This is a genomic window from Pseudomonas kitaguniensis (assembly GCF_009296165.1).
In the GTDB taxonomy this organism is placed as follows: Bacteria; Pseudomonadota; Gammaproteobacteria; order Pseudomonadales; family Pseudomonadaceae; genus Aquipseudomonas; species Aquipseudomonas kitaguniensis.
The window spans coordinates 1-24,836 of the sequence record NZ_VUAZ01000031.1; the positions used below are offsets into that span (position 1 = coordinate 1).

Sequence of the window (24,836 nt, forward strand, 5' to 3'; positions counted from 1 at the left end):
CGACCAAGTGCACCGCAAAAATGCCGTTAAGCACAGCAACAACGATTCGGTGAATCAGATCAATCCAGCAGCGCCAGCGCCTGCGCGGTGACTTCCTGGATGCGTGCCCAGTCGCCGTTTTTGACCCACTCAGGGTCGAGCATCCAGCTGCCGCCTACGCACATCACGTTTTTCAACGCCATGTACTGCTTGATGTTGGCCGGGCCAACACCGCCAGTTGGGCAGAATTTGACTTCGCCGAACGGGCCGCCGAGGGCTTTGATCGCCGCGACGCCGCCGCTGACTTCAGCCGGGAACAGCTTGAAGCGGCGATAACCCAGGCCGTAGCCTTCCATGATGCCGGAGGCATTGCTGATGCCCGGCAGCAACGGAACAGGGCTGTGCACCGAGGCTTCCAGCAGGTCGCGGGTGATGCCGGGGGTGACGATAAATTGCGAGCCAGCGACCTCGGCCGCTTCGAGCATATGGCGGTCGAGCACGGTGCCTGCGCCTGTGCAGAGTTCCGGGCGTTGCTCACGCAGTACCTGAATGGCCTTGAGGCCAAACTCGGAACGCAGGGTCACTTCCAATGCGGTCAAACCACCGGCTGCCAGGGCATCGGCCAGCGGCAGGATGTCCTGTTCGCGGGCGATGGTGATGACCGGCAGGATCCGCGCCTTGGCGCAGAGGCTGTCGATCAGGGCAACTTTATCCGCCATGGACACGGTAGGTTGAGGGCTTTTCATAGCGGCTGATCCTTGGCTCATGGGCACCAGTAAATCTCTAATGTAGGTTGCAAAAACGCGCGAATCGGCATGGCAGCAATGTCATCACTGGCCAGCGCGGCGCTCAATGTGGTCAACTTCGAGCTGCCGGAAATCGACAGCACGGTGTAATGCGCGGTGGCCAGCAACGCGCGACTCATGGTCAGGCGCTGGTGCGGCACGGTCGGCGCCAGCATTGGCCAGCAACGGCGACTACCGTCAGCCTGCAGGGCTTCGTTCAGGTTCGGGCTGTTGGGGAACAACGACGCCGTGTGGCCGTCATCGCCCATGCCGAGCACCAGCACATCAATGCCCGGCAGCTCTGCCAATTGGCGATCAGCCAGTTCGGCGGCGTCTTCAAGGTTCGCGGCAACGTTGTACAGGCTCAAAAACCTGGCCTTGGCCGCTGGGCCTTGCAGCAGGTATTTCTTCAACAGGCCAGCGTTGCTGTCGGCGTGTTCCACCGGCACCCAACGCTCGTCGGCCAGGGTGATGGTGACTTTGGACCAGTCCAGGCCTTGTTTGGCCAGGTTCTGGAAGAACGCCACGGGGCTGCGGCCACCGGACACCACCAGCGTCGCCTCGCCACGCGCACTGATGGCCGCGCGCAGTTGCTCGGCCACGTCATTGGCCAAGCCGTCCGCGAGCAATGCGGGCGTACGGTACTCATGAGCGCTGACGCCCTGAGGCAGTTTCAATTCAGATATCGCCATACCACGACCTCCCATCCCGCGTGATCAGTGCTATCGAGCTCATCGGCCCCCAGGAACCCGCCGCGTACGGCTTGGGCGCATCACCGGATTTTTTCCACCCGGCGATCAACTGGTCACACCACTTCCACGCGGCTTCGATTTCATCTTTGCGAACAAACAGGTTCTGATTGCCGCGCATTACTTCCAGCAACAACCGCTCGTAGGCATCGGGAATCCGCGCGCTGCGATAGGTGTCGGAAAAATTCAGTTGCAACGGCCCGCTGCGCAGCTGCATGCCCTTGTCCAGGCCCTGCTCCTTGGTCATCACGCGCAACGAAATACCTTCGTCCGGCTGCAGGCGGATGATCAGCTTGTTGCTGATCTGCAAGCGCTGCTCCGGGGCGAAAATATAGTGCGACGGTTCCTTGAAGTGGATAACGATCTGCGACAGCTTTTGCGGCATGCGCTTGCCGGTACGCAAGTAGAACGGCACGCCAGCCCAGCGCCAGTTGCGAATATCGGCACGCAGGGCCACGAAGGTTTCGGTGTCGCTCTGGGTGTTGGAGTTCTCTTCTTCGAGGTAACCCGGCACCGCCTTGCCAGCGCTGTAACCGGCGATGTATTGGCCGCGCACCACTTGGGTGGTCAGGCCGTCCGGGCTGATCGGCGCCAGGGCCTTGAGCACCTTGACCTTCTCGTCACGGATGCTGTCGGCGGACAAGTCAGCCGGCGGGTCCATGGCGATCAGGCAAAGCAGTTGCAGCAGGTGGTTCTGGATCATGTCGCGCAGTTGGCCGGCCTTGTCGAAGTAACCCCAGCGCCCCTCGATGCCTACTTGCTCGGCCACGGTAATTTCAACGTGGGAGATGTAGTTCTGGTTCCACTGGGTTTCGAACAGGCTGTTGGCAAAACGCAGCGCGATCAGGTTCTGGACGGTCTCTTTGCCCAAGTAGTGGTCGATGCGGTAGGTGCGGTTTTCCGGGAAAAACTGCGCCACGGCGTCGTTGACCTTGCGCGACGACTCCAGGTCCGAACCGATGGGTTTTTCGAGGACCACGCGGGTGTTTTCCGCCAGGCCGACCTTGGACAGGTTTTCGCAGATCGCGCCATACACCGCCGCCGGGGTGGCGAAGTAGGCAATCAGACGCTGCTCGGTGCCGGCGATTTCAGCCAGGGCCACGTAGTCGTCAGCCTTCAAGAAGTCGACGTGCACGTAGGTCAGGCGCGCCAGAAACCGCTGGGCGATGCCTTCGTCGAGTTGCTTGCCGACATAATTGCGCAATTCTTTTTCGATATGCGCCATGTGTTGCTGCTCGGAACCGGCTTCACGGGCCAGGGCCAGAATGCGCGTGTCGTCGTGCAGGAGCCCGGCGCCATCAAGTTGATAGAGGGCAGGAAATAACTTGCGAAGCGCCAGATCACCCAACGCGCCAAACAGGGCAAAGGTGCAGGGTTCTACGGTTATCGAAGGCATGATGTTTGTTCTTTTATCAAGTTAAGCTACAAATACCTTTTTTGAAGGCATCACTCAAGGGAAAATGTAGTAATAACCACAACATATTCCCGAATTACGCATTGCGAGTGGTGGTGTTCAGCTACCCTCAGTAGGATAGGCCACCGCAAAAGGCCACTCATCGATTAGTTGCCACCTTTTATTTGCATCGTCGCCCGAAGGAAGACTGAATGGACCGCGTGCGAAATCTTCTGGAACAGATCCGGAACCGCCTCGAAGAACTCAACAAGGCTGAGCGTAAAGTTGCTGAAGTCATCCTGCTCAACCCGCAGCAGGCCACACGCTTCTCGATCGCCGCCCTCGCCCAAGCCGCCTCGGTCAGTGAACCGACGGTCAACCGCTTCTGCCGTTCGTTCGGCGTCAGTGGTTACCCTGAACTTAAATTGCAGCTGGCGCAAAGTTTGGCCAGTGGTGCGGCGTATGTCAGCCGCGCCGTCGAGGCCGATGATAACCCCGAGGCCTACACCCAGAAAATTTTCGGCAGCGCGATTGCCTCGCTCGACAGCGCCTGCCAGGCGCTGGACCCTGCCCTGATCAGCAAAGCCGTAGACCTGTTGATTCAGGCGCGGCAGATCCACTTCTTCGGCCTCGGCGCTTCGGCACCGGTGGCAATGGATGCGCTGCACAAGTTCTTCCGCTTCAACCTGGCCGTCACCGCGCATGCCGACGTGCTGATGCAGCGCATGCTCGCGTCGGTGGCTCACACGGGCGAGTTGTTCGTGATTATTTCCTACACCGGGCGCACCCGCGAGCTGGTGGAAGTGGCGCGTATCGCGCGGGAAAACGGTGCTTCGGTGCTGGGCGTAACCGCCGAGAACTCGCCGCTGGCCAAAGCCAGTACGGTGAGCCTGAATATTCCGCTGCCCGAAGACACCGACATCTACATGCCGATGACCTCGCGGATCATCCAGCTGACGGTGCTGGATGTGTTGGCGACGGGCATGACGTTGCGCCGTGGCGTGGATTTCCAGCCGCACTTGCGCAAGATCAAAGAGAGTTTGAATGACAGCCGGTATCCGGTGGGGGATGAGTTTAACTAGGCCTAAAGGTGTAGTGATGGTACTGGCCTCATCGCGAGCAAGCCCGCTCCCACAGTTGACGGTATTCCACGCTGGGACTCGGTCAAAATGTGGGAGCGGGCTTGCTCGCGATGAGGCCATCAGCCACCCCGCTAAACCCCAGCCCTGGCCTGCAAACTCAAATGCGCCCTCTCCCCCGGCGCCAGGCTGCGCCGCCATCGCCGACTCCACGCACACAAACCCCGACGCCTCATTGAAGCTCACGCCGAGCAACGGCTGCCGGCCGGGGTGCCACACCACGGTGTCGGCGCTGTTGCCGGTGTCGATGCACAGTTCGCGCTGCCAGGCGTGGTCTTTGAGGTGCAATTCACCGTCGTGCTGAAACACCCGCTGGCACCCGCCCTCCACGCGCAACTCGCCTTCCTGCTGGCAAACCTGACGATTGAGTTGGTCATAACCTTGCGCGCCATCAAGCCCAGACAGCGCTACCTCGCCGACGTTGCCAATCCGCCAATAGGCGTGCAAAGCATGGCTCAGTTGGCACGGCAGTTCGTCCTGATGCTCGGTGCACAGGCGCAATTCCAGGGTTTCGCCCAAGTGCGCGTGCAGGTCGACCTGCCAGTCGCACAGTTGCAACTGCCAGTGCAGGCGCACGCCGTCGTCGGCGGTGCTGCTGTCGAGCAGTTTCCAGTCGATCAAACGCGCCCAGCCATGCGATGGCCACGCGTTTTCGCACGGATGGCGCCCATACCACGGCCAGCACACCGGCACACCGCCACGAATGGCGCCGACTTGTGGCCATTTGGCTGCGCACCACAACCAGGGTTTTTGACCTCGCGGCTGGAAGTGCAGCAACTGCGCGCCCTGGCGACTGAACACAGCCTGGCACAGTGGATGGTCGATCACCAACACGTCACGCATCTGAAAGCGCTCCCAAGCGAACACCGGTTGCTCGCGCAGGGACTTGAAAAAGCGTTGCAGCGGATGCTCATGCATGTGCCACGGTCCTGAATATCTTCACAGTGCAACGCAAAAAAAGCGGGTAGCCATGGCTACCCGCAAAATGCGCACAGAGAGAAGGAGCTTATCGCAACAGCGTTAGAACTGAGACTGAATTTTCAGGCCCGCTACCAGCGCGTTGTCGACTTTGTCCACGCCGCCCGGGTGGGTGACGTATTGCAGGTTAGGGCGCACGGTCAGCCAGTTGGTAACGTGGAAGCCGTAGTTGACTTCATAGTTGTATTCGGTGGATCGCAGTGGCGAGAAACCGGCCTGGCTGTAGTCGGTAAACCCACCCGCATCGTTGGACAACTCGGCGTTCTTTCTCACGTCATCGTTGACGTGCAAACGCGCAGCGCCGATACCGACGTCATCTTTTGGACGAGCATCGAATGGGCCTTTGTACACCAGCATCAGCGACTGATAGTTGTCGACGAGGTTGGTTTCCTTGTCGTGGAACGTAGCGTTGGCAGCGATGTTCAGGCCGCGCGAAGCGTCGCCGTTATGCGTGGTGAGTTGCTGTTGGGCAACGAACCAGTAGCCTTTTTTGCTGCTGTGGGTACGGTAGGCCTGGCCTGTGGTGGCAGCGTCGTTGCCGTTAACGTCTTCACGTACGTCGGCAGCGTCGGCGGCGCTTTTGTAGTAACCCACACGGTATTCGCCCGGCAGGTTGTTAACCTTCGGCGACCAGACCAATTCCACCGGAATCACGGTGCCCTTGGTGCCGCTGCCGCTGAGCTTAAAGCCGTTGCCGTGCTCCAGCTGCGATGGGTTCTGGTTGTAGGCACCGATTTGCGCATACAGCTCAGGCGTGATGTTGTACTTCACGCGGATAGCCGCCTGGCTGACTGGCCAGTTGTACCAGGTGTTTACATAGTTACCGACCTGCGAACCGCAGAACGACAGGTTCTGGAAGTCGCACGGGAAGGTGTTGAAGTCTTCGCCTTCACCGAAGTAACCGAGTTTCACGTCCAACTTGTTGTCGAACATCTGGTGCTGAATCCAGAACTGCGTCAGACGCACCATGTGGCCTCGGCCATACACTTCTTGAGACGAACTCAAGGTGCCGGCGCGCGGGTCACCAATACGGTCATTGGAAATGTTCTGGCCATTACGGTTGGTCAACTGGATCTTGGCCTGGGTGTTATCCCAGCCCCACAGCTTTTGCAGGTCCAGTGCTACGCCCAGACCGAACTGGTCGGAGTAACGGGCAGTTTTGTCGTTGTTGAAGCCACCGTGCAGGTTGCCGCCAACTTCGCCCACGTAGTCAGCCTTGATGTCGATACCTTGCTCGATCAGCTTGGTACGCTCGCCGCCCCAATCGCCGGTCATCCACTTGGAATCAGCGCTGAATGCATCGGCCGCCATCGCATTGGCGGACAGTACAAGGGCGGCGGCTGCTGACAGTTGGCAGATCAGCCGGGTATTGTTCTGGTGCTTTTTCATCCCTACATCCTCGTCTTTATTGTTATTAAACTGTTTTTATCTAACGCGGTTTACTTTTTTTTCAATTAAAACAACAACTTATTAGTTTTTACAGCGCTGTAGCGCCATCGCGGGCAAGCCCGGCGGCCTCCGGCACAGGCAACGCAGCGACGGTGCCGAGGCGCTCGCCGGTCTTGGCATCGAACAGCAATACCTTGGCCGGGTCGAACTGCAGGGTCAGGGTCTCGCCAACCTGCGGAGCAACATCCGGCGCCAACCGGCAGCACACCTTGGTGTCGTTGAGCTGCACGAACACCAGCGTGTCCGGGCCGGTCGGTTCAGTGACCTGAACTTCGGCGCGGATACTCGACGAACCATTGCCCTCGCCGGTCGCCAGCACGATTTGCTCCGGGCGCAGGCCCAGGATCACATCGCGGTCTTCAAGGCCGGCGTCGTTCATGCTTAGCGGCAACTCACAACGGGCCTGGCCGCTGTCGAGCACGGCCACCAGGCGAGCGTCCTTGCGTTGCAGGCGCAGAGGAATGAAGTTCATCGGTGGTGAACCGATAAAGCTTGCCACAAAAAGGTTGGCCGGGTCGTTGTAAATCTCTTTCGGCGTACCAAATTGCTGAATGATGCCGTCCTTCATTACCGCCACTTTATCGCCCAGGGTCATCGCTTCGATCTGGTCGTGGGTGACGTAGACGGTGGTGGTTTTCAGACGCTGGTGCATCAACTTCATTTCGGTGCGCATCTCAACGCGCAATTTGGCGTCGAGGTTGGACAACGGTTCGTCGAACAGGTAGATCTTCGGCCGACGCGCCAAGGCACGGCCCATGGCCACACGCTGTTGCTGGCCGCCGGAAAGTTGGCCCGGCTTGCGGTTAAGCAGGTGTTCGATTTGCAACAGCTTGGCCACGCGCGCGACTTCGGCGTCGATGTCGGTCTGGCTCATCTTGCGAATTTTGAGGCCGAACTCGATGTTCTCGCGCACGCTCATGGTCGGGTACAGCGCGTAGGACTGGAACACCATGGCGATGTCACGGTCCTTGGGGCTCATGCCGCTGACGTCCTGGTCACCGATCATGATGGCGCCGCCGGTAATGGTTTCAAGCCCGGCGATGCAGTTCATCAGCGTGGATTTGCCGCAACCCGAAGGGCCGACCAGAATCAGGAATTCGCCTTCTTTGATCGACAGTTCGATGTTCTTCAAGGTGTCGGGCAGGCCGGCGCCATAGGTCTTGTTTACATTGCGAAGTTCAAGCGTAGCCATGATTACCCCTTGACCGCGCCGGCCGTGAGGCCGCGCACGAAATACTTGCCTGCGATCACATAGACCAGCAGGGTCGGCAGCCCGGCGATCATCGCCGCCGCCATGTCCACGTTATATTCCTTGGCCCCGGTGCTGGTGTTGACCAGGTTGTTCAGCGCTACCGTAATCGGCTGCGAGTCACCACTGGAGAACACCACACCGAACAGGAAGTCGTTCCAGATCTGAGTGAACTGCCAGATCAGGCAGACCATGATGATCGGCGTCGACATCGGCAGGATGATCAGGCGGAAGATAGTGAAAAAACCGGCTCCGTCGAGGCGCGCGGCTTTGATCAGCGCATCCGGAATGCTGACGTAGTAGTTACGGAAAAACAGCGTGGTGAACGCCAGGCCGTAGACCACATGGATAAACACCAGGCCGGTGGTGGTGCTGGCCAGGCCCATCTTGCCGAGGGTGAACGAAGCCGGCAGCAGCACGGCCTGGAACGGCAGGAAGCAACCGAACAGCAGCAAACCGAAGAACAACTGCGAACCCCGGAAGCGCCAGAACGACAGCACGTAGCCATTCAATGCACCGATGGCGGTGGAAATCAGCACCGCCGGAACGGTGATCTTGATCGAGTTCCAGAAGTAGCCATCAACCGTGGCCCAGGCCTTGACCCAGCCAATGCCGGTGACCACGGTCGGCCAGCTCAGCAGGTTGCCGGTGCTGATGTCTTCCGGGGATTTGAAGCTGGTCAGCAACATCACCACCAGCGGCACCAGGTACAGCAGCACCGCGAGGATCAGCACCGCGTAAATCGCGATGCGACTCAGGCTGATGGCCGGTTTGTTAGCAAGACTAGTCATTACGCTTGGTCCTCAGCTCGGAGTACAGGTAAGGCACGATGATCGCGAGGATCGCGCCGAGCATCAGGATTGCACTGGCCGAGCCCATGCCCATCTGGCCACGACTGAAGGTGAACGAGTACATGAACATCGCAGGCAAATCGGACGAGTAGCCCGGGCCGCCGGCGGTCATTGCCGCAACCAGGTCGAAGCTCTTGATGGCGATGTGCGCGAGAATCATCACCGCACTGAAGAACACCGGGCGCAGGCTTGGCAGCACCACGCTCCAATAGATGCGCGGCAGGCTGGCGCCGTCGATCTGCGCTGCACGAATGATCGATTGATCAACACCGCGCAGGCCCGCGAGGAACATCGCCATGATAAAACCGGAGGCTTGCCATACAGCGGCAATCACCAGGCAGTACACCACGCGGTCCGGGTCGATCAGCCAGTCGAGACGGAAGCCTTCCCAGCCCCAGTCACGCAAGAGTTTGTCCAGGCCCATGCCCGGGTTGAGCAACCATTTCCAGGCCGTACCGGTCACGATCATCGAGAGCGCCATCGGGTACAGGTAAATGGTGCGAATGAAGCCTTCGCGACGGATTTTCTGGTCGAGAAAAATCGCCAGCGTCACGCCGATCACCAAGGTGATGCCGATAAACATGCCGCCGAAAACCGCCAGGTTCTTGCTCGCCACCCACCACCGATCGTTGTCGAACAACCGCTGGTATTGCGCAAGCCCCGCCCATTTGTAACTTGGCAGAAACGTCGACGTGGTGAACGACAGAACGAATGTCCACAGGATGTAGCCGTAAAAGCCCACCAGAACGATGAACATGCTGGGCGCCAGCACCAATTTAGGTAGCCAGCGCTGCAATGCATCTAACGGCGAGGCCTTGCTGAACACAGCAACAGAACTCATGGGAAAATCCAACAAAAGAAATAGGGCTTAGGGCGGTTGCAAGCTACAAGCTACAAGTCAGAAGCCCTACAGTGGGCTGCTTCTAACTTGCCGCTTGAAGCTTGAAACTTGCAGCTCGGGGCTGCCCTTTATTTTGCCGACTTGATCGCAGCGCCGAGTTTCTTGGCGGTGTCGGCCGGGTCGGCTTTCGGGTCGTTCATGAAGTTGGTCACAACGTCAAAGAACGCGCCTTGTACTGCCAGCGTAGTGGCCATGTTGTGCGCCATGCTCGGCTGCAGGCCGCCGGTCTTGGCGTCTGCCAGGAAGTCTTTGGCAGCGGTCTGCGCGCAGGAGTCAAAGCCGTACGAGTCCATTTTGTTCAACATGTCGATCCGAACCGGGATCGAGCCTTTGTTGATGCTGAAGACTTTCTGGAAGTTTTCACCCAGCACGACTTTGGCAATATCTTGCTGGCCGGCAGCGGTGCCTTTGTCTTTCTGCTTGAACACCGCCAGGGAGTCGATGTTGTAGGTGAAGGCTTTGTCGGTGCCCGGGAAGGCTACGCACTCGTAGTCTTTGCCGGCGACTTTTTTGGCGGCGGTCCATTCGGACTTGGCCCAGTCACCCATGATCTGCATGCCGGCCTTGCCATTGATGACCTTGCCTGCTTCAAGGTTCCAGTCCTGGCCCTTGCCGTCGACGTCCATGTAGGTCGCGACTTTTTTCAGCTCGGTCAGCGACTTGACCATTTCCGGGCCGGTCAGCGCAGCGTTATCCAGGTCAACCAGGGCTTTTTTGTAGCCCTCTGCACCCATCACCGACAGTACGACGGCTTCAAATACAGTGCTGTCCTGCCAAGGCTGGCCACCGTGCGCGAGCGCAATGAAGCCTGCGGCCTTGAGCTTGTCGCCGGCTGCGTAGAATTCTTCGAGGGTGGTCGGGTTCTTGGTGATACCGGCTTTTTTGAAGACTTCCGGGTTGATCCACAGCCAGTTCACGCGGTGGATGTTGACCGGTACGGCAACGTAGTCACCGTCATACTTCACAGTATCGGAGACTTTTTTGTCGAGCAGGGAGTCCCACTTTTCTTCTTTGGCGACGTCTTTGAGCACGTCCGTGTCGAGCAAGCCAGTCGACGCCCATTCCTGGATGTCCGGGCCTTTGATCTGGGCAACGCCTGGCGGGTTGCCAGCAACCGCGCGGCTTTTCAGCACGGTCATGGCAGTGGCGCCACCGCCACCTGCGACAGCACCGTCTTTCCAGACGAAGCCATCTTTCTCAACTTGAGCCTTCAGTACGTCTACCGCTGCTTTTTCACCGCCGGAGGTCCACCAATGCACCACTTCAACCGTCCCTTTCGAGTCGGCGGCAAACACACTGAGGGGAGCTAACGAGGCAATGGAAATAGCAACGGCGAGGCGATTGATCGCGTTCATCTGAATACCTTTTCTTGTTGTTATGCATGCAAGTCTAGAGCTTGCGCTGCACGGAGTTTAAACAGGGATTTTCAAGGCGCAGGTAACAAAGGGACGTACAAATGTCACCACTTTGTGACATAAAGCCCTCGGCCCAAAGCGCTGGTCATGCTGGGTGCCAAGGGCAGTGCAGGCAGCACGACCGCTTGCCAGGCATGGTACAGGTCGGGCTTGCCGCCCCAGATTTTGCTGCTGGGCAGGTTATGCGGGCTGAGTTCGTGATGCCAACTGCCATCGACACGGTCGATAAAGTGGCTGTCGCAAAATTCCCAGAAACGCCGATACCAGGTTTCGTAGTGCAACTCGCCCGTGCGCTTGAGCAACGCCTGCGCCGCAGCGCCTGCTTCGGCGTGGGTCCAATGCAGGCGCTCACGCACCACCGGACGATGATTCCAGTCCAGGGTGTAGACAATGCCGGGGGCACCGTCCACGGCCCACGCGTATTCGCAAGCGCTGGCAAACAAGCCCTTGGCGTCAGTCACCAGCCAGTCCGGCGTGGCCAACCCGGCCTGCAGGCGCGCGGCCTCCAGGTGCAACATCAGCCGCGCCCATTCAAAACCGTGGCCGGGGGTGATGCCGTAGGGGCGGAAGCCATCGGCGGGGTTGTCTTCGTTGTAGCCGAGCAAGGGTTTCCACTGTGCGTCGAAATGCTCGATGACACTGTACTGATTAGCCACGGCGTGGGTATGAATAACCCGCTCGACGATGCGTAACGCGCGGTCCAGCCAACGCGTGTCGGCGGTGACATCGGCCAGCGCCAGAAAGGCTTCGGTGGCGTGCATGTTGCTGTTGGCGCCGCGATAGGCTTCGACGTGAGTCCAGTCTTGGGCAAACGATTCGAGCATTGCGCCCTCCTCCTCGCTCCAGAAGAACTGGTCGATGATATGGATGGCGTCGTTCAACAGGTTCTGCGCACCGCGCGCACCCACCACCACCGCTGAGCTGGCGGCCAGCGCCACGAACGCGTGCAGGTAGGCAGCCTTGCCCCGGTTGCCGTCGACGGCGTGGGGCGCGGCGAACCAGCCACCGTGTTCGCTATCGCGCAAAGGGCCACTAAGCGCAGCCACACCGTGTTCAACCAGCTCGGCATAACCGGGCAACCCCATGGCATGGGCCATGGCGAAACTGTGGGTCATGCGCGCGGTGTTCATGGTTTCGGCGTGGGCATCGGCCGGCAGTTGGCCTTTATCGTTCAGGTTACCGAAACCGTCGGGCAGTCGAGAGGCTTTGGCGAATGACAACAGGCGCTGGCCTTCGGCGGCGAGCCAGGTGTGATGGGCAGAAGCGTTGAGCCAGCTGCTGGCAGGCAGCGGTTGCATGGTCATGGGTGGCCCTTATTATTTTTTGTGGGATGACCTGAGTCTAAACAAGGGCGCGGCGGCGGCATGTAACGAAGCACAAGGTAAATGTCACCGACCGGTGACACTCCCAAAAGCGGCCCTGTGTATCAACGGTGTGATCGTTCCCAGGCTCTGGCGTGGGAACGATCACGCTTATCTTGCTGGCGCGTTGAGCTGTTGCTGCAGGTTCTGCACCTGGCTCTGCAAGGTGGTGATATTGCGGGTGGTCTGGATGCGGAACACGTCGAATTCTTTATTGGTCGGCGCATCGCTATTAATCGACGGATTTTCCTGCGCGCTCTTGAGCACCACCAAGTCTTGTTCCAGACGGGCGATGGCGGCGCTCGGGTTGCCCTGCTTTTTAAGGGCGGCAACGTCGGCGGACAATTCCTTGACCTCGGCATCACGCTTGGCCACATCACCTTGCGCGGCCTTGAGGCTTGCAACGGCTTCGGTCAGCGCCTGAACCTGGCCTTGCAGCTTGCTGTTGGCGTTCGACAGCTCGGTGGTACCGGCGGCCATTTGCGCCAGGCGCTGGTCCAACGCGGTGGCTTGGCCGGCTACGCCGACTTGCTGCTTGCCCTGCTCCTGCAACTGGGTTTCCAACTGCTGGATTTGCAGCTTGAGCGCTTCGCTGCCGTTGTTCACGCTGGCCTGACTGGCCACCACCTTGCCGGAAATGTCCTGCAGGCGCCCTGCCGCTTCTTCGCTGATGCGTGCAAAGCTCTCTTGGGTGGCAACCAATTGCTGACCCATCAGGGAGATCTGCTGGAAGCTCCACCAGGCCAGGCCCACAAAGGCGATCAGCAGCGCGCCGACCAATGCCCACAGCGGGCCGGTGCTGGCGCTCTTGACCTTGACCACTTTGGTATTGCGCGAGCGCACGGACGTGGCGGGGGTCGGCTCGAAATCATCATCGTCCCCGTGGTCGGCCCGCAGGCTGGGAACGTTGTCGAAATCGTCTTTAGCATCGTTACGCATGAATCAACCCTGAATCGGTGAGATGGCTAGCTGAAAAATCGAGCGCCGGCAGTATAAACCGCGCCGGCACTGCACTGATCGACTCGGAACCCGGAATTCGGTTCCCGATGTGTTGCTGGTTGTGAGCTTACTTAAGCCCCGGCTCCTGGGCTTTCCACCAACTGCAGAACTCGTCGAGGGCGGTCCACAGGCTGACCTTGGGCTCGTAGTCGAGATAATGCCTGGCCCGGCTGATGTCGAGGGTGAAATCTTTGTTCATGACCTGCATGCCCAACCGCGACAATGCGGGCTCCGGTCGCCCTGGCCACATCGCGCAGAATGCCTCGTTCAACGCCGCCACACTGTAGGACAAACCGTAAGAGCGATAACGGGTGACCTGCGGCAGGTCCATTTGTCGCATCACGTAATTGACCACATCCCACACCGGCACCGGCGTGCCGTTGCTGATGTTGTAGGCCTTGCCCAACGCCGAGCCGGGCGCCAACAAACTGCTGAGCAACGCTTCGTTGAGGTTGTGCACGCTGGTGAAGTCGACCTTGTTAAGGCCGTCGCCAACAATCGCCAGACGGTTTTTGCGCTGCATTTTCAGCAACCGCGGGAAAATACTCATGTCGCCTGCGCCGGTGACAAAGCGTGGGCGCAAGGCGAGTACTTCAAGACCGAATTCCTGAGCGCCAAACACCTTCTGCTCCGCCAGATACTTGGTCGCGGCATAGGGATGTTTGAAACGCTTGGGCACCTGTTCTTCGGTCAGCCCAAGGTGATCGCGCCCGTCAAAGTAGATCGACGGCGAAGACAGGTGCACCAAGCGCCCGACGCGCTGTTTGAGGCACGCCTCAACCACGTTTTCGGTGACCAGCACATTGCCCTGATGAAAGTCCTGGTACTTGCCCCACAGCCCGACGGCGCCGGCGCAATGCACCACGGCTTCGACGTCACGGCACAGCTCGCGCGCCAGGCCTGCGTCATTCAAATCACCCTGGATAAACTCGGCGCCGCGCCGTACCAAGTGCTCCACACCTTCGGCGCGCCGCCGTTGACCCGCACGTGCAGGCCTTGCTCCAAGGCGAAACGCGCAAAGCGCCCGCCGATGAAGCCGCTTGCGCCGGTGACCAAGATCTTCATGTAGCCTCCTACGAATGCAGCCTCTAGCGTCAAGCTTCAAGCTACAAGTTAAAAACGGTCCGCAAGCTTTTCTCTTGCAGCTTGCTGCTTGACGCTTGTTACTGCTGATAGGGCACCAACCATTGGCCACATGCCTGGGCCAGATGGTCGGTGAGCAAGCCCAACAACTGCCCGCCACTGCGCCAATGATGCCAGTACAGCGGCACATCGATGGGCTTATCGGGTAACAATTCGACTAAAACGCCTTTTTCCAGTTGGTCGCGCACCTGCAATTCGGGGACTAACCCCCAGCCCAAGCCCGCTTCCGTCAACCGAATAAAGCCCTCGGACGATGGGCATAAATGGTGCTCAAAACCACCCTCCACGCCCAGAGATGCCAGGTAACGGTGTTGCAGAAAGTCATCCGGGCCGAACACCAGCGCTGGCGTGCGCGCCAGTTCGTCGGCACGCACGCCTTCAGGGAAATGCCGCGCAATAAAGGCTGGGCTGGCCATTGCCCGATAGCGCATGGCGCCGAGCAACAGGCTACGCGCGCCGGCCACCGGGCGCTCACTGGCGCAGATACACGCCGCCACTTCACCGGCGCGCATGCGCTTGAGGCCGACGGTTTGGTCTTCTACCACCAGGTCCAGCAACAGGTGTTGCTCGGCGCAAAAACCGCTGACGGCCGCCGCCCACCACGTGGCGAGACTGTCGGCGTTGATTGCGATGCGCAGGCGTTCGGGCATGCCCTCGGCGTCCAGCGCCGGCACCAGGCTTTGCAGGTCGCGCTCAAGCAGCCGCACTTGTTGCACATGGTTAAGCAGGCGACGGCCAATCTCGGTGGGCGCAGGCGGCGCAGCGCGCACCAGCACCGGTTGGCCGATGCGTGCTTCCAGCAACTTGATGCGTTGAGAAATCGCCGACTGCGACACCCCCAGTACCTGCGCACCGCGTTCGAAACCGGCTTGTTCCACGACCGCCGCCAAGGCAGAAAGCAATTTATAGTCGAACATCAGTTTCTCTAATGAGCGATCAGTAATATTTGTTTTTCTTATACAGCTTGGCGCCAGAGAATGACCAGCATTGATTCTCACAACCCATAAGGAACGCTCACATGGCTGGCGAAACTACCTTGGCGACGCTGTTGCGCAGTATGAGCCCACAGCTTAACGACGGCGATTACGTGTTCTGCACCCTGCCCGACGCCTGCATCCCGGCGGGTTGCGAGGTAATCGGCAGCTTTCGCGAGCAGGAAGGTTTGACCCTGATTGTTGAACGTCAACAGGCGCAACACGCCGGTTTGAGCTTCGACTACGTCGCTGCGTGGATCACCCTGAATGTGCATTCCGCCCTTGAAGCCGTGGGCCTGACGGCGGCCTTCGCCAGTGCGCTGGGCAATGCCGGTATCAGTTGCAACGTGATTGCCGGTTTTTACCACGACCACCTGTTTGTCGGCCGCGCCGATGCCGAGCGCGCCATGCACGTATTACGGCAATTGGCAGCGCACGCGGAGTAACACCTATGTGGCAGAGCTATGTAAACGGGCTATTAGTGGCCCTTGGTCTGATCATGGCGATCGGCACTCAAAACGCCTTCGTGTTGGCGCAAAGCCTGCGCCGTGAACATCATTTGCCGGTGGCGGCACTGTGCATCGTGTGTGACGCGATACTGGTGGCTGCCGGGGTCTTTGGCTTGGCGACGGTGCTGGCGCAAAACCCGCTGCTGCTGGCGATTGCGCGCTGGGGCGGCGCGGCGTTCCTGTTGTGGTACGGCGCGTTGGCGTTGCGCCGCGCGTTTTCGCGGCAGAGCCTTGAGCAAGGCGGCGCCCTTAAGGTGCGCTCGTTACGCGCCGTATTGCTGAGTGCGCTGGCGGTCACCTTGCTCAACCCGCATGTGTACCTCGACACCGTGTTGCTGATCGGTTCACTGGGCGCTCAACAAACCCAGCCCGGTGCCTATGTTGCGGGCGCCGCCAGCGCTTCGTTCCTGTGGTTCGCCACGCTGGCACTCGGCGCGGCGTGGCTGGCACCCTGGCTGGCGCGCCCGGCTACGTGGCGTGTGCTCGACCTTTTGGTTGCCGTGATGATGTTCAGCGTGGCCTACCAATTGATCAGTGCTTGAGGAATATTCCAAAACGCTCTGGAACCTCTATCCCACACAGTTGTTGCGTGGTTTTGCCGCACCCCCGGTGCTATGATCCGGACCCTGCGCCGCAAAGAGTACAAACTCCCCGGCGCTTGTTTGGCCGCCCGTGATCGGCCTTGCGCTCACCGCAACTGACCTGATTAGGAGAATCATCATGGCTTTCGAATTGCCGCCGCTGCCCTACGCACACGATGCCCTGCAGCCGCACATTTCCAAGGAAACCCTGGAATTCCACCACGACAAGCACCACAACACCTACGTCGTGAACCTGAACAACCTGGTGCCTGGCACCGAGTTCGAAGGCAAGACCCTGGAAGAAATCGTCAAGTCCTCTTCGGGCGGCATCTTCAATAACGCCGCTCAGGTCTGGAACCACACTTTTTACTGGAACTGCCTGGCACCAAACGCCGGCGGCCAACCCACCGGCGCCTTGGCTGAAGCCATCAACGCAGCCTTCGGTTCGTTCGACAAGTTCAAAGAAGAGTTCACCAAGACTTCGGTCGGCACCTTCGGTTCCGGTTGGGGCTGGCTGGTGAAAAAAGCCGACGGTTCCCTGGCCCTGGCCAGCACCATCGGCGCCGGCAACCCGCTGACCAGTGGCGACACCCCGCTGCTGACCTGCGACGTCTGGGAACACGCTTACTACATCGACTACCGCAACGTGCGTCCAAAGTATGTGGAAGCGTTCTGGAACCTGGTCAACTGGAAGTTCGTGGCTGAGCAGTTCGAAGGCAAAACCTTCACTGCCTAAGCACTGCTTGCAGTAGAAAAAGCCCGGCTATCCTGCCGGGCTTTTTTATGCGCGATGAATAAAGGCCAGGGCCTCGGAACTCGGTGAGCGAATTAAACCACCCAGTCTGCGTGAGGAATTTGCCTCTCGTATCTGTCGGAGAAATTACAATGTCCATTGGCGCAATAACCGGACTCGCCTCAGCCGCTCTCCCTATCGTTGGCGAAGCATTCAAAGCCGTCACCGAGATCGCTAAAACGGTCGGTGAGTTAGCCAAGTCGCAAGCGGCTGGTAAAGCAGGTGGAGGAGATCAAAATAAGGTGGCACACGAGAATTCGCATAGTCACGAAAAACACTCTATGCAGAATTCGTACAGTCACGAAAAACAAAACATAGAGTATTCGGCCCAGGTAGAAACGGTGAAGCGTTCGGTGACCTTTCAAAGCTGATAAACGCGTGACCGTGCGCGCTCGCGCAATTGCCTCAAGCAGGCGGACGCCAGTCCGCCTCGCTGCTGCGCCATCGTAACCCCGTCCATTCCTTGTCAAACCAGCCAAACGCCTGAATGTTCCTTTGACTGCCATCACGAGATTGCCAATACTCATGGCATATTGAGGCTACCCGCATGGAACAAGGAATGACCCTTTGAAGCTGGAACTCAAAAACAGCTTGTCGGTGAAGTTGCTACGGGTTGTGCTGCTGTCGGCATTTATCGTGGGCGTGGCGTTGAGCGTGGCGCAAATCGTCTTCGATGCCTACAAGACGCGCCAGGCTGTGGCGGCTGATGCCCAGCGTATTCTCGACATGTTTCGTGACCCCTCTACACAGGCCGTCTACAGCCTGGACCGCGAGATGGGCATGCAGGTGATCGAAGGTCTGTTTCAAGACGACGCCGTGCGCATTGCCTCGATTGGCCACCCCAACGAAAGCATGCTTGCGGAAAAAAACCGCGCCTTGCAGCAATCCTCCACCCGTTGGCTGACCGACCTGATTCTTGGCCAGGAACGCACCTTCACCACTTCATTGGTCGGCAAAGGCCCCTACAGTGAGTATTACGGCGACCTGAGCATCACGCTGGACACCGCCACGTACGGCGAAGGCTTTCTTGTCAATTCAGTGATCATCTTTATTTCCGGTGTACTGCGCGCCCTGGCTCTGGGTTTGGTGTTGTACCTGGTCTACCACTGGCTGCTGACCAAACCGTTGTCGCGGATTATCGAGCACCTGACCTCGATCAACCCGGACCGGCCCAGCGAACACAAGATCCCGCAGATCAAGGGCCACGAACGCAACGAGTTGGGGTTGTGGATAAATACCGCCAACCAGTTGCTCGAATCGATCGAGCGCAACACCCACTTGCGTCACGAAGCCGAATCCAGCCTGCTGCGCATGGGCCAGTACGATTATCTGACCGGCCTGCCGAATCGCCAGAAGCTGCAAGAGCAACTGGACAAGATTTTGATCGATGCCGGCCGTAGGCAACGCCGTGTCGCGGTGTTATGCGTGGGGCTGGATGACTTCAAAAGCGTCAATGAACAGTTCACCTACCAGGCCGGCGACAAATTACTGTTGGCTCTGGCCGACCGCCTGCGCGCTCACAGCGCGAGGCTGGGCACCCTCGCCCGCTTGGGCGGCGACCAGTTTGCGCTGGTACAGGCCGACATCGACCAACCTTACGAAGCGGCAGAACTGGCGCAAAGCATCCTCGATGACCTGGAATCTGAATTCGCCCTGGAGCACGAACAGATTCGCCTGCGCGCCACCATCGGCATCACGCTCTTCCCCGAAGACGGCGACAGTACCGAGAAGCTGCTGCAAAAAGCCGAACAAACCATGACGCTGGCCAAGAGCCGCTCACGCAACCGCTATCAGTTCTATATCGCCAGCGTCGACAGTGAAATGCGCCGCCGCCGTGAATTGGAAAAAGACCTGCGCGACGCCCTCGGCCGCGATCAGTTCTACCTGGTTTACCAGCCGCAGATCAGCTACCGCGATCACCGCGTGGTCGGCGTGGAAGCACTGATCCGCTGGCAGCACCCGGAGCACGGCCTGGTGCCGCCAGACTTGTTCATCCCGCTGGCGGAACAGAACGGTACGATTATCCCGATTGGCGAATGGGTACTCGACCAAGCGTGCCGGCAGTTGCGCGAATGGCATGACCAGGGTTTCACCACCCTGCGCATGGCCGTCAACCTGTCCACCGTACAGTTGCACCACGCCGAGTTGCCACGGGTGGTCAACAACCTGATGCAGATCTACCGCCTGCCGCCGCGCAGCCTTGAACTGGAAGTCACCGAAACCGGCCTGATGGAAGACATCAGCACCGCCGCCCAGCACTTGCTGAGCCTGCGTCGTTCCGGGGCGTTGATCGCAATTGATGACTTCGGCACCGGCTATTCGTCCCTGAGTTACCTGAAAAGCTTGCCGCTGGACAAGATCAAAATCGACAAGAGCTTCGTCCAGGACCTGCTCGACGACGACGATGACGCAACCATCGTGCGCGCCATTATCCAACTCGGCAAAAGCCTGGGCATGCAGGTGATCGCCGAGGGCGTGGAAACGGCCGAGCAAGAGGCCTATATCATTTCCGAGGGCTGCCATGAGGGTCAGGGCTACCACTACAGCAAACCCCTGCCGGCCCGGGAGTTGGCGGCTTATTTGAAACACGCCGAGCGCAATAACGCAGCGATTCTGTGACATCGCAAAACGATACTAAATATTTCCCTCGCATAAACCTTTACACAAAATGCAAATCTTTCGCATTATGTCGCAGTTTTTGCGCTCCCCGGCGCGCCCTATCAACAACCGAAGCAGGATGTTCGCCATGATTCGTATGCCCCTGGCCACCGCCAGTCTGCTGGCCATTGCCATTTCTCTCGCCGGCTGCGGCGAAGGTAAAGACAAGGCCGCCGCGCCTCAAGCGCCGACCCCGGCGGCCAGCACTGCCGCACCAGCGGCTGCCACGCCTGCCGGCCAAGTCGACGAAGCGGCGGCAAAGGCCGTGGTCGCGCATTACGCTGACATGGTGTTTGCGGTGTACAGCGATGCCGAATCCACCGCGAAAACCCTGCAAACCGCGATTGATACATTCCTCGCCAACCCGAACGACGACACCCTGAAAGCGGCCCGCACCGCTTGGGTCGCCGCGCGCGTGCCGTACCTGCAGAGCGAAGTGTTCCGTTTCGGTAACACCATCATCGACGACTGGGAAGGCCAGGTTAACGCATGGCCGCTGGACGAAGGCCTGATCGACTACGTCGACAAATCCTACGAGCACGCCTTGGGCAACCCGGGCGCCGCGGCCAATATCATCGCCAACACCGAGATTCAGGTCGGCGAAGACAAGGTCGACGTTAAAGAGATCACGCCGGAAAAACTCGCCAGCCTGAATGAGCTGGGCGGCTCCGAAGCCAACGTCGCCACCGGCTACCATGCCATCGAATTCCTGCTCTGGGGCCAAGACCTCAACGGCACAGGCCCTGGCGCAGGCAACCGCCCCGCTTCGGACTACCTGACCGGCGACGGTGCAACTGGCGGCCACAACGAGCGCCGCCGTACCTACCTGCGCTCGGTGACTCAACTGCTGGTCAGCGACCTGGAAGAAATGGTCGGCAACTGGAAACCTGACGTCGAAGACAACTACCGCGCCACGCTGGAGGCAGAACCTGCCACCGACGGCCTGCGCAAAATGTTGTTCGGCATGGGCAGCCTGTCCCTTGGCGAACTGGCCGGTGAGCGCATGAAGGTTTCCCTGGAAGCCAACTCGCCGGAAGACGAGCAGGATTGCTTCAGCGATAACACCCACAACTCGCACTTCTATGATGCCAAGGGTATTCGTAACGTTTACCTGGGTGAGTACACCCGCACCGACGGCACCAAAATGACGGGCGCGAGCTTGTCGTCGCTGGTGGCCAAGGCTGACCCGGCAGCTGATACCGCGTTGAAAGCCGATCTTGCCGCCACCGAGGCGAAGATTCAGGTCATGGTTGATCACGCCAACAAAGGTGAGCATTACGACCAACTGATTGCCGCAGGCAATGACGCGGGCAACCAGATCGTGCGCGATGCGATTGCGGCGCTGGTCAAGCAAACCGGTTCGATTGAGACGGCTGCGGGTAAGTTGGGGATCAGTGACTTGAACCCGGATAGCGCTGATCACGAGTTCTGATCCGGCGCTGTTAGATCATGTGGGAGCGGGCTTGCTCGCGATGCAGACACCTCGGTAACTCAGGCATACCGAGTCGATGCCATCGCGAGCAAGCCCGCTCCCACAGTTGCCTGCATTTGGTTTTACAGATTGGGTCGGCATTCCTGGAATGCGCCCCAGGTTTACACACCCCACACCCCAGGTAGAATGGCGCCCCAACCCCGACCACCCGAGCACACTTCATGGCGTTGCCGACCCTACGCATCATTGGTTTCATCATCGGCATCTTCCTGATCACGCTGGCGATCGCCATGGTCATCCCAATGGCCACCTTGGTGATCTTCGAACGCACCGCCGATCTACCGTCATTCCTGTGGGCCAGCCTGATCACCTTTCTCGCGGGCCTGGCGCTGGTCATCCCCGGCCGCCCCGAACACGTTCACCTTCGCCCCCGCGATATGTACTTGCTGACAGTCACCAGTTGGCTGGTCGTGTGCATCTTCGCCGCGCTGCCGTTTTTACTGACCCAGCACATCAGCTATACCGACTCATTCTTTGAAAGCATGTCCGGCATCACCGCCACCGGTTCCACCGTATTGAGCGGATTGGACAGCATGTCCCCCGGCATATTGATATGGCGCTCACTGCTGCACTGGCTCGGCGGCATCGGTTTTATCGGCATGGCCGTCGCGATTCTGCCGCTGCTGCGCATTGGCGGCATGCGGCTGTTCCAGACCGAATCCTCGGACCGCTCGGAAAAAGTCATGCCCCGCTCACACATGGTGGCGCGCCTGATTGTGGCAGCGTATGTGGGCATCACCATTCTGGGCAGCCTGGCGTTCTGGTGGGCCGGGATGGGCCTGTTCGACGCGATCAATCACGCGATGTCGGCGATTTCCACCGGTGGTTTTTCCACCTCCGATGAATCCCTGGCCCATTGGAAACAACCGGCAGTGCACTGGGTGGCGGTGGTGGTGATGATTCTCGGCAGCTTGCCGTTCACCTTGTACGTGGCCACCTTGCGCGGTAACCGCCAGGCGCTGCTCAAGGATCAACAGGTGCAAGGCCTGCTCGGTTTGCTGCTGGTGACCTGGCTGGTACTCGGCACCTGGTACTGGTGGACCACCAATTTGCCCTGGCTGGAAGCGTTGCGCCATGTGGCGGTGAACGTCACTTCAGTGGTCACCACTACCGGCTTTGCACTCGGGGACTACAGCATCTGGGGCAACTTCTCACTGATGTTGTTCTTCTACCTGGGCTTCGTCGGCGGCTGCTCCGGCTCTACCGCGGGGGGCATCAAGATTTTCCGGTTCCAGGTCGCCTACATCTTGCTCAAGGCCAACTTGAACCAACTGATTCACCCGCGCGCAGTGATCAAGCAGAAGTACAACGGCCACCGGCTCGACGAAGAAATCGTACGCTCGATTCTGACGTTTTCGTTCTTCTTCGCCATCACCATCTGCGCCATCGCGCTGGCCCTGTCATTACTCGGCCTGGACTGGATGACCGCATTGACCGGTGCCGCCAGCACCGTGTCGGGCGTGGGCCCGGGCTTGGGCGAAACCATCGGCCCGGCGGGTAACTTCTCCAGCCTGCCGGATGCGGCCAAATGGATCTTGTCGTTCGGCATGCTACTGGGGCGGCTGGAGATCATTACAGTCTTTGTGCTGTGCATTCCGGCGTTCTGGCGTCACTGACCGTCAACGCCGCCAGCAACCGCGCCCGGTACTCGCCGGGCGTGGCGTCGAACCAGCGGCGAAACGCGCGGAAGAAGTTGCTCGGGTCGGCAAAGCCCAACAGGTAGGCAATTTCCAGCAAGGTCATGCTCGGCTGCGCCAGGTATTGCTCGGCGAGTTCGCGGCGAGTGTCGTCGAGCAGCGTCTGAAAACTCGTGCCCTCCTCCTGCAAGCGCCGCTGCAAGGTACGCTGGGACAGGTGCAGGGTCTGCGCAACCACTTCGCGCTTGGGTTCGCCCTGAGGCAACAGACGGCACAACACCTGACGCGCGTTATGGGTGACGCGGCTCTCGGAGAACCGCGCGAGGTATTCGCCGGCAAACCGATCATGCAACAGCGCCATCGCCTCGTTGGCCGTGGGCAGCGGCGCCTCCATGTCCGCGCGCTCGAAAATCAGCGCGTCATACGCTGCATTGAATTCAAGCGGCGCGTGGAAGGCCAGTTTGTAGGGTGAAAGGTCCGCTGGCTGTTCGCCTTGCAACACCACCTTGCGCGGCTGCAGAGTGCGCCCGGTAAGCCAGCCGCACAGCGCCAATGCACTGGCCAGCGAGGCTTCGGCGCTTTGCCGGGTCGGCGGCAAGTGATCACCGTGCACTGTCAGAATCAGCGCATAGCCGTCGGGTAACAGTCGAAAACTCAAGTCGGCGCTTTCGGCGATGATCCGCTGGTAGCGCACCAGACGCCTAAAGCCTTCAGCCAAGGTGTTGCTCGACATCAGCGCATAACCGGCCACGTGAAACGACGCCGGGCGCACCACCTTGCCCATGTTCAAACCAATTGCCGGGTTGCCCGACAGCTCCACTGCCCGTTGCCACAGCCGCGTCATGGAGTCCTGCGCAAAACGCGCGTCAGGGTCACTGAGGGCGGCGTAGTCCAGGCCCAGTTGCTTGAACAAGACGCGGCAGTCCAGGCCATCCATTTCCAACGCCTTGACTATCCCCATCGCCCAGCTTGCAGAAGTTGTTCGTTCGCTCATGGCGTCTTCTTAATAAAGCAGGCTTAAAAACAGTAGCCAGGAAGGCAAGGATACTAAAGTGGCATCTATTGTCACTGGCTGTTACCACTGATCACTCTAGACTCAAATAAGCTACCCACCGCACACGTGCTGGGCAGCACCACCCACCGAGGGCTGGCAACCGTGGAAAACGTCAAACAATTCAACAGCTTCGCCGAGTTCTACGTTTACTACCTGAGCGAACACAGCAACAGCACCTGCCGGCGCCTGCATTTTATCGGCACTACATTGGTGATTGGTATTGCGGCCTATGCCATCGGCAGAGGCTCGTTGGGCTTGCTGATTGCCCTGCCCATCGCCGGTTACAGCTTTGCCTGGATCGGCCACTTCTTCTTCGAAAAGAATCGCCCGGCGACCTTTCAGCACCCGTTCTACAGTTTACTCGGCGATTTTGTGATGTACCGCGACATGATTCTGGGCAAGGTGCCGTTCTAGGCGTGTGACCTCTTGTCACTTGCTAAAAAAATAAAGGTTCCCGCATTCGTCGACATAAAAGTCTTTTTGTCATTTACAGTGCTGTATCCTGCCAAGGCTTTTTAAGAGCGCGGACACACCTGCGATTCAACACAGACCTTGCGAGGAGCGACGACTATGCACGAGATACCTAATCTCCCCTTCCCAAGCCTGCACCCAGCTGAGCAGCCAACACCGCAGCAGGCCAGCCCACAACAGCAGCCTGAGGCCAAAGAAGCAAAACCAGTCGACAGCGAAAGCCGCGACTGACGCCGTACCAGACCGTGTGGAAAGCGCAACAATGAGCGCTTTCCA

General features: G+C 59.3%; 21 protein-coding genes and 2 pseudogenes. 9 read left to right on the top strand and 14 right to left on the bottom strand.

The window, feature by feature from the left end; genetic code table 11:
* Positions 1-59: 59 nt before the first annotated feature.
* Genes F0169_RS06220 through zwf form a run of 3 tightly spaced genes read right to left on the bottom strand, consistent with a single transcriptional unit; the run spans position 60 to position 2,909 of the window.
* Entirely contained in the window at positions 60-725 is a 666-nt protein-coding gene (locus tag F0169_RS06220; RefSeq protein ID WP_058414432.1) for a bifunctional 4-hydroxy-2-oxoglutarate aldolase/2-dehydro-3-deoxy-phosphogluconate aldolase, read from the bottom strand.
* A 17-nt stretch (positions 726-742) separates the two neighbouring features.
* Positions 743-1,456: a 6-phosphogluconolactonase gene (pgl, locus tag F0169_RS06225; protein WP_152746021.1), complete on the bottom strand. Its 714-nt coding sequence runs from the start codon at positions 1,454-1,456 to the stop codon at positions 743-745.
* A complete protein-coding gene (gene zwf, locus F0169_RS06230) occupies positions 1,443-2,909 on the bottom strand; it encodes a glucose-6-phosphate dehydrogenase (protein WP_058414434.1) in 1,467 nt (488 codons plus the stop codon). The genes pgl and zwf overlap by 14 nt, the downstream gene beginning before the upstream one ends.
* Positions 2,910-3,127: 218 nt before the next feature.
* On the opposite strand from zwf, the gene F0169_RS06235 reads away from it, so the two are divergent.
* Positions 3,128-3,988: a MurR/RpiR family transcriptional regulator gene (locus F0169_RS06235; RefSeq protein WP_172979352.1), complete on the top strand. Its 861-nt coding sequence runs from the start codon at positions 3,128-3,130 to the stop codon at positions 3,986-3,988.
* A gap of 131 nt (positions 3,989-4,119) precedes the next feature.
* Here F0169_RS06235 and F0169_RS06240 read toward each other — a convergent pair.
* The 10 genes and pseudogenes from F0169_RS06240 to F0169_RS06285 form a co-directional block, all read right to left on the bottom strand.
* A pseudogene (locus F0169_RS06240) lies at positions 4,120-4,963 on the bottom strand (D-hexose-6-phosphate mutarotase).
* A gap of 102 nt (positions 4,964-5,065) precedes the next feature.
* The gene (locus F0169_RS06245; RefSeq protein WP_058414437.1) at positions 5,066-6,412 is read right to left on the bottom strand and encodes a carbohydrate porin; all 1,347 of its coding nucleotides are present in this window, start codon (positions 6,410-6,412) and stop codon (positions 5,066-5,068) included.
* A gap of 88 nt (positions 6,413-6,500) precedes the next feature.
* Positions 6,501-7,664, bottom strand: a complete 1,164-nt coding sequence (locus tag F0169_RS06250) for an ABC transporter ATP-binding protein (RefSeq protein ID WP_152746022.1) — start codon at positions 7,662-7,664, stop codon at positions 6,501-6,503.
* A gap of 2 nt (positions 7,665-7,666) precedes the next feature.
* The gene (locus F0169_RS06255; protein WP_058414439.1) at positions 7,667-8,512 is read right to left on the bottom strand and encodes a carbohydrate ABC transporter permease; all 846 of its coding nucleotides are present in this window, start codon (positions 8,510-8,512) and stop codon (positions 7,667-7,669) included.
* Positions 8,505-9,413 carry a carbohydrate ABC transporter permease gene (locus F0169_RS06260; RefSeq protein WP_058414440.1) on the bottom strand — a complete coding sequence of 303 codons (909 nt, stop codon included), beginning with the start codon at positions 9,411-9,413 and terminating at the stop codon, positions 8,505-8,507. The genes F0169_RS06255 and F0169_RS06260 overlap by 8 nt, the downstream gene beginning before the upstream one ends.
* A 128-nt stretch (positions 9,414-9,541) precedes the next feature.
* Positions 9,542-10,828, bottom strand: a complete 1,287-nt coding sequence (locus F0169_RS06265) for an ABC transporter substrate-binding protein (RefSeq protein WP_058414441.1) — start codon at positions 10,826-10,828, stop codon at positions 9,542-9,544.
* Between the two features lie 104 nt (positions 10,829-10,932).
* A complete protein-coding gene (locus F0169_RS06270; protein ID WP_152746023.1) occupies positions 10,933-12,192 on the bottom strand; it encodes a D-mannose isomerase in 1,260 nt (419 codons plus the stop codon).
* Positions 12,193-12,360: 168 nt separating this feature from the next.
* On the bottom strand, positions 12,361-13,188 hold the full coding sequence (locus tag F0169_RS06275; protein WP_122250870.1) for an ATPase: 828 nt from the start codon (positions 13,186-13,188) through the stop codon (positions 12,361-12,363).
* Positions 13,189-13,315: 127 nt separating this feature from the next.
* Positions 13,316-14,313, bottom strand: a pseudogene (locus F0169_RS06280) (NAD-dependent epimerase/dehydratase family protein).
* A gap of 98 nt (positions 14,314-14,411) precedes the next feature.
* Entirely contained in the window at positions 14,412-15,308 is an 897-nt protein-coding gene (locus F0169_RS06285) for a LysR family transcriptional regulator ArgP (RefSeq protein ID WP_152746024.1), read from the bottom strand.
* Between the two features lie 101 nt (positions 15,309-15,409).
* Here F0169_RS06285 and F0169_RS06290 point away from each other — a divergent pair, with 101 nt between their 5' ends.
* From F0169_RS06290 to F0169_RS06325, 7 genes are all read left to right on the top strand, one after another.
* Entirely contained in the window at positions 15,410-15,811 is a 402-nt protein-coding gene (locus F0169_RS06290) for an ACT domain-containing protein (protein ID WP_152746025.1), read from the top strand.
* 5 nt (positions 15,812-15,816) lie between these two features.
* The gene (locus F0169_RS06295; RefSeq protein WP_152746026.1) at positions 15,817-16,416 is read left to right on the top strand and encodes a LysE/ArgO family amino acid transporter; all 600 of its coding nucleotides are present in this window, start codon (positions 15,817-15,819) and stop codon (positions 16,414-16,416) included.
* A 178-nt stretch (positions 16,417-16,594) separates the two neighbouring features.
* Positions 16,595-17,191: a superoxide dismutase gene (locus F0169_RS06300; RefSeq protein ID WP_017125974.1), complete on the top strand. Its 597-nt coding sequence runs from the start codon at positions 16,595-16,597 to the stop codon at positions 17,189-17,191.
* A 149-nt stretch (positions 17,192-17,340) separates the two neighbouring features.
* On the top strand, positions 17,341-17,619 hold the full coding sequence (locus F0169_RS06305) for a hypothetical protein (RefSeq protein WP_058414448.1): 279 nt from the start codon (positions 17,341-17,343) through the stop codon (positions 17,617-17,619).
* A gap of 196 nt (positions 17,620-17,815) precedes the next feature.
* Entirely contained in the window at positions 17,816-19,867 is a 2,052-nt protein-coding gene (locus tag F0169_RS06310) for a putative bifunctional diguanylate cyclase/phosphodiesterase (protein WP_152746027.1), read from the top strand.
* A gap of 127 nt (positions 19,868-19,994) precedes the next feature.
* Positions 19,995-21,338: an imelysin family protein gene (locus F0169_RS06315; protein ID WP_058414450.1), complete on the top strand. Its 1,344-nt coding sequence runs from the start codon at positions 19,995-19,997 to the stop codon at positions 21,336-21,338.
* 221 nt (positions 21,339-21,559) lie between these two features.
* Complete coding sequence (locus F0169_RS06325) at positions 21,560-23,014, top strand: TrkH family potassium uptake protein (RefSeq protein WP_058412437.1); 1,455 nt, start codon at positions 21,560-21,562, stop codon at positions 23,012-23,014.
* Here the strand turns inward: F0169_RS06325 and F0169_RS06330 are convergent.
* Positions 22,971-24,029: an AraC family transcriptional regulator gene (locus F0169_RS06330; RefSeq protein WP_152746028.1), complete on the bottom strand. Its 1,059-nt coding sequence runs from the start codon at positions 24,027-24,029 to the stop codon at positions 22,971-22,973. The genes F0169_RS06325 and F0169_RS06330 overlap by 44 nt on opposite strands.
* A gap of 162 nt (positions 24,030-24,191) precedes the next feature.
* Between F0169_RS06330 and F0169_RS06335 the strand changes: the two genes are divergently transcribed.
* A complete protein-coding gene (locus F0169_RS06335) occupies positions 24,192-24,503 on the top strand; it encodes an Mpo1-like protein (protein ID WP_058412513.1) in 312 nt (103 codons plus the stop codon).
* Positions 24,504-24,836: the final 333 nt, after the last annotated feature.